This window comes from Desulfonatronospira sp. MSAO_Bac3, assembly GCF_003838035.1.
GTDB classification, from domain to species: Bacteria; Desulfobacterota; Desulfovibrionia; order Desulfovibrionales; family Desulfonatronovibrionaceae; genus Desulfonatronospira; species Desulfonatronospira thiodismutans.
Window position 1 is genome coordinate 1 of the sequence record NZ_QYZY01000268.1, and the last position, 4,285, is coordinate 4,285.

Annotated in this window: 3 protein-coding genes; all 3 read left to right on the forward strand. The window is 52.2% G+C overall.

Annotated features, from left to right (window positions below; translation table 11 throughout):
- The first annotated feature begins 323 nt into the window (after positions 1-323).
- The 3 genes from D5S03_RS09170 (at position 324) to D5S03_RS09180 (ending at position 4,159) form a co-directional block, all read left to right on the forward strand.
- Positions 324-1,892 carry a methyl-accepting chemotaxis protein gene (locus D5S03_RS09170; RefSeq protein WP_008869976.1) on the forward strand — a complete coding sequence of 523 codons (1,569 nt, stop codon included), beginning with the start codon at positions 324-326 and terminating at the stop codon, positions 1,890-1,892.
- A 33-nt stretch (positions 1,893-1,925) separates the two neighbouring features.
- Positions 1,926-2,456, forward strand: a complete 531-nt coding sequence (locus tag D5S03_RS09175; RefSeq protein WP_008869975.1) for a hypothetical protein — start codon at positions 1,926-1,928, stop codon at positions 2,454-2,456.
- A 554-nt stretch (positions 2,457-3,010) separates the two neighbouring features.
- Positions 3,011-4,159: a hypothetical protein gene (locus tag D5S03_RS09180; RefSeq protein ID WP_287043623.1), complete on the forward strand. Its 1,149-nt coding sequence runs from the start codon at positions 3,011-3,013 to the stop codon at positions 4,157-4,159.
- Positions 4,160-4,285: the final 126 nt, after the last annotated feature.

Here is a 4,285-nt window from a genome sequence, read left to right on the forward strand (position 1 = left end):
ATTTCCTGACATCAAAAAAAGTTGCGCCCGGGCCGGATTATCAGTATTGATCCCGGTTCGGGGGGATATAAATATTTATCTCTTCCTCCTGCCTTGCTCCGTGGCTCTAGGGCCGCTTCGGCCCGGGCGTGAGAAATTTCTTCCAGGATGAATTGCTTGTCACTATTGATGCCGAAAAAGCCGTTGGCAGCATTAAAATGTGAAGAGTTTGATCATGGTTCAAATCCATACAATACGTCGAAGAGCCGCATTTTCTGTCAGGCGGTAAAGCCCGGCAGGAGAAAAGACGATACAGAACAAAGCTATTCAACAGGAGAGGGCATATGCAAAGATTACTTGGTTCCCTGGAAAGCTTCAGGACGGCTGTACTGGCCCTGGTGGCAGTCTATGCAGCCCTTATGGTTTTAATGGTGTATTTCAGGGCCCCGGAAGGCCTGCTCCTGGCCGCCATCTGCGCAGGAGGCGCGCTGATTATCCTGGCAGTCATCACTTTCACCAGCCTCGTCTCCCGCACCCTGCAGGACAACATCACCCAGGCCAAAAGTATAGCTTCCGGACACTACACCAGCACATTCAGACAGCTCCCGGACCAGGGTCTCATGGGCCAGTCCCAGGAGGCCCTGCGGGAAATGCTTGAGCACCTCAAATACGAACTGAGCCTCTCCCGTGGGATCATGCACAGCATGGCCACTCCCTGCGCGGTTACCGACACTGAGGAAAACTTCATCTTCGGCAACCAGAAACTGGTGGACATGCTGGAACACGAGGGCAGGCCCGAAGACTTTTACGGCCAGAACGTGGCTGTCTTTTTCTATGGTGAAAAAAGGCAGACCGTACTGGGTACAGCCATGCAGGAAAACCGCTGGATCAGCAAGGAGGTGGAATTCACCGGACGTAAAGGGGGCAAGCGCAGCATCCATATTGATGCCTCGCCCCTGTACGATATCGAGGGCAAGCTCATGGGTTCGCTTTGCATATACACTGATCTAAGCGAAATTCGGGCCTCGGAGGCGCGTATCAAGGAACAGAACCGCATAATCTCCAGCTATGCCAGTCAGGCCACCAGCATTTCCGAATCCCTGGCCTCATCCTCCAGGGACCTGGCCGCCCAGGTGGAACAGGCCAGCCGGGGGGCCGAATCCCAGACTTCCCTGGCCGGGCAGACGGCCACCTCCATGGAGGAAATGAACAGCACCGTTATGGAAGTGGCCCGAAACGCCTCTGCTGCGGCCCAGGAGGCTGATCAGGCCCGGGATATGGCCCGGGAGGGCTCAAAAGTCGTGGAAGACTCTGTGGCGGCAATAAACAAGGTGCACGGAAAATCCAGGGAACTGCAGTCCAGCATGGACAGCCTGGGCAAACAGGCACAGGAGATAGGCAACATCATGAATGTTATTGATGATATTGCGGACCAGACCAATCTTCTGGCCCTCAATGCAGCCATCGAGGCGGCCAGGGCCGGGGATGCAGGGCGAGGGTTCGCCGTAGTGGCCGATGAAGTGCGCAAACTGGCCGAAAAGACCATGAAGGCCACCAGGGAAGTGGGGCAGGCTGTTTCATCCATTCAGGAGGGGGCCAATAGCAATATACAGGGCATGGACCAGGCTTCGGCGCTTATCGATGAGGCCAACAGCCTGGCCAACCGCTCCGGGGAGGCCCTGGAGGACATTGTCAGGCGGGTCCAGAAAGCAACAGAACAGGTCCAGGCCATTGCCACCGCAACCGAAGAGCAGTCCACCGCCAGTGAAGAGGTCAACCGCAACATAGAGGAAGTAAACCGCATTTCCAGAGAAACAAGCGAGGTCATGACCCAGTCCTCCGGTTCAATTGCAGAACTCTCCCGTCAGGCCCAGGAATTAAAGGACCTGGTACAGCAGCTTAGTCAAAAGTAAAGCTGGAAAGTTAAAAAGTGACAGGGTAAATCCGTGAGCACAGATTCTCAAAAGGTCATTTACTGGCTGGACAGAAAAAGAAGCATAATTGAAGTCGGAGGGGCCTGGGACCGCTTCGCCCTGGAAAATGACGCCTCCAAGGCGTTTTCAAGGCAGGTCAAGGGAAGCTCGGTATGGAAATATATCCGGGACGACTCCACCAGGATGTGGCTGGACACCCTCCTGCAGCTGGCTGAAATCACCGGGGATGCTGTTGAGCGCCCTTACCGCTGTGACTCACCGGATACCAGAAGATACATGCAGATGAAGATAATCCCCGAAAAGCCCGGGGTGCTCAGAGTAGAACACAGGGTCGTCTCCACCGAGAAGCGAAACCGCACTGTATATTTTAAGACTTCGGATCAGATGTCCCGGAATATGGTCAGCAGGTGCAGCATCTGCGGCCGGGTAAAGAGCAAAGACCAGTGGCAGGAACCGGATCAGGGCACACAGGAAAAACCCCTGAATCTGACCGTGGTTTATACCGTATGTCCAACATGCTCCAGCAGCCTGTCATCCCGCTAAAACCTGAACTACCGGCAACACAAGAGTTGAATTATTACCATCGGAACAGAGGAAACAGGCAAGCCAGGATTTTTTGTTTGACATCCCCACCTGCACCCTTTAATGAAATCCGGCAGTGGTTTTAAGGACAGTTTAAACGGCCCTTTATTGTATCACATTTTATTTTGCCCGAGCCATTAACACTACAGCGAAACTTATAAAATTTTTCAACCTGTCTAAACTGGGGACAGTCCCGCACCTAATTGATTTCTCAACAAGTTTTAGTGATTTCATGAAATCATTCCCAAGTGGGTGCGGGACAGTCCCCGGAGGTCAATAAATAATTTTCGCTGTAGTGTTAAAAATAACCTCTTTTTATATCACCTGCCAGGCTGGGCTGGAAAACTCCCGGGACGCCTGGTTGCTGTCACAGGAGGACCATCAAAGCTTTGGTCATCCAAAAACTGACTGCCGCCTTGACCTGCTTTGCAAGCTGACATCTGCAGGCTCTGCTGCAGTTAACCATCAACTGATTCACGGACGCCAATGCATCAAACAGCCTGCTTAACTCACTCATGAAACTGTCAAAATTCAATCGAATAGCTGCTGCCAGCCAAGAGAATACTGCCGAATGGGCGCAATGGATACAGCCCGATTACAGCGAGTTTTCCTTTCAATCTGTGCTTATCAACATTGTGGCCATACTTTTCATGATAGCAGCAGTTGCAGGCATGGTCTGGTTAATAGAGATGGCGGTAGGGTGGCTGGGATGGCTCTTCTGGCCCATAGTGTTTATTTTGGGTATGTTGGCCTTACTCATCTATGTCACTGTCCTGAATCTGATCCGCCTTCAGTTCAAGCGTTGGGACACGGGCACCCAGAATATAAGGAGTGCTTCTCAGGGGCGTATCGAACTTGTGGGTCGCTGTCAGGCGCCGGTGGAACCTCTGGTGTCACCTCTTTTCGGTGTTCCCTGCGCCTACTGCAAATCCACTTTGACTATGCAACCTTCTCTGACTGGAGAAGCCGAGGCTGATTCTGATGTTTCTGTTTCTGAAAATGGCCAAAACCGGCAGGATCCGGCCAGTCCAAACAGTGATGAATCCATGCCAAATCGCCAGGGGCAGACCTCTTGGCGCGACCAGAAGAGTCTTGACTCATTTTTGCTGTGTGATGACGGCTACCAGGTCTTTGCCCCCATCCTGGACGATATAATGAGCAATGAGATGGGGATCGGGCTGAGTGGAAAGCCGCCTGAATCTTATCTTAGCAAGGATGTAAAGGAGTACATGAGACGCAACAACACGGAAATGGTCAGTTGTTACGAATGGGTTGTTCCGGTAGGCAGGCTGCTGCAGGCCAATGCCGTATTCAAAACCATGATGAGTGACGGCGACTACGTGGAGGAACTGCTTAAACGTCAGGGGTTGGAGAACAGTGAATTCAACCGTGAGAGTTTAAAAAAAATTGAAAAAGCATGGAGTCGTTATGCCGAGACACAGGAGGCGGCAGGCGGAGGCGAGCCGGTAAAGCTGGACACACTTTTGCCGCTGTCAATTTTCAAGGGTGTGGCAGTCACTGCCAGACCTTACAACCTTTTTTACTTTATCCAGGGTATCACAGTCCTGCTTGTGCTCGCTGTGACACTATCCTACTTCATTTTAACCTGGTTCGGCGTAGTGCCAACCCTGCCCTTTTTGGACTTTGGTCTTGAAAAATACTGATTAATCGTTGCGTTTGCTACTGTTGATTTCCGGGGGTTTCTGATTTTGGGTAACATGTACAAGGTGTGTCCCCAGCTGAGGCATACCCAGCAACCATGCGGGGGGGGGGGCATGTACCGGCCAGGG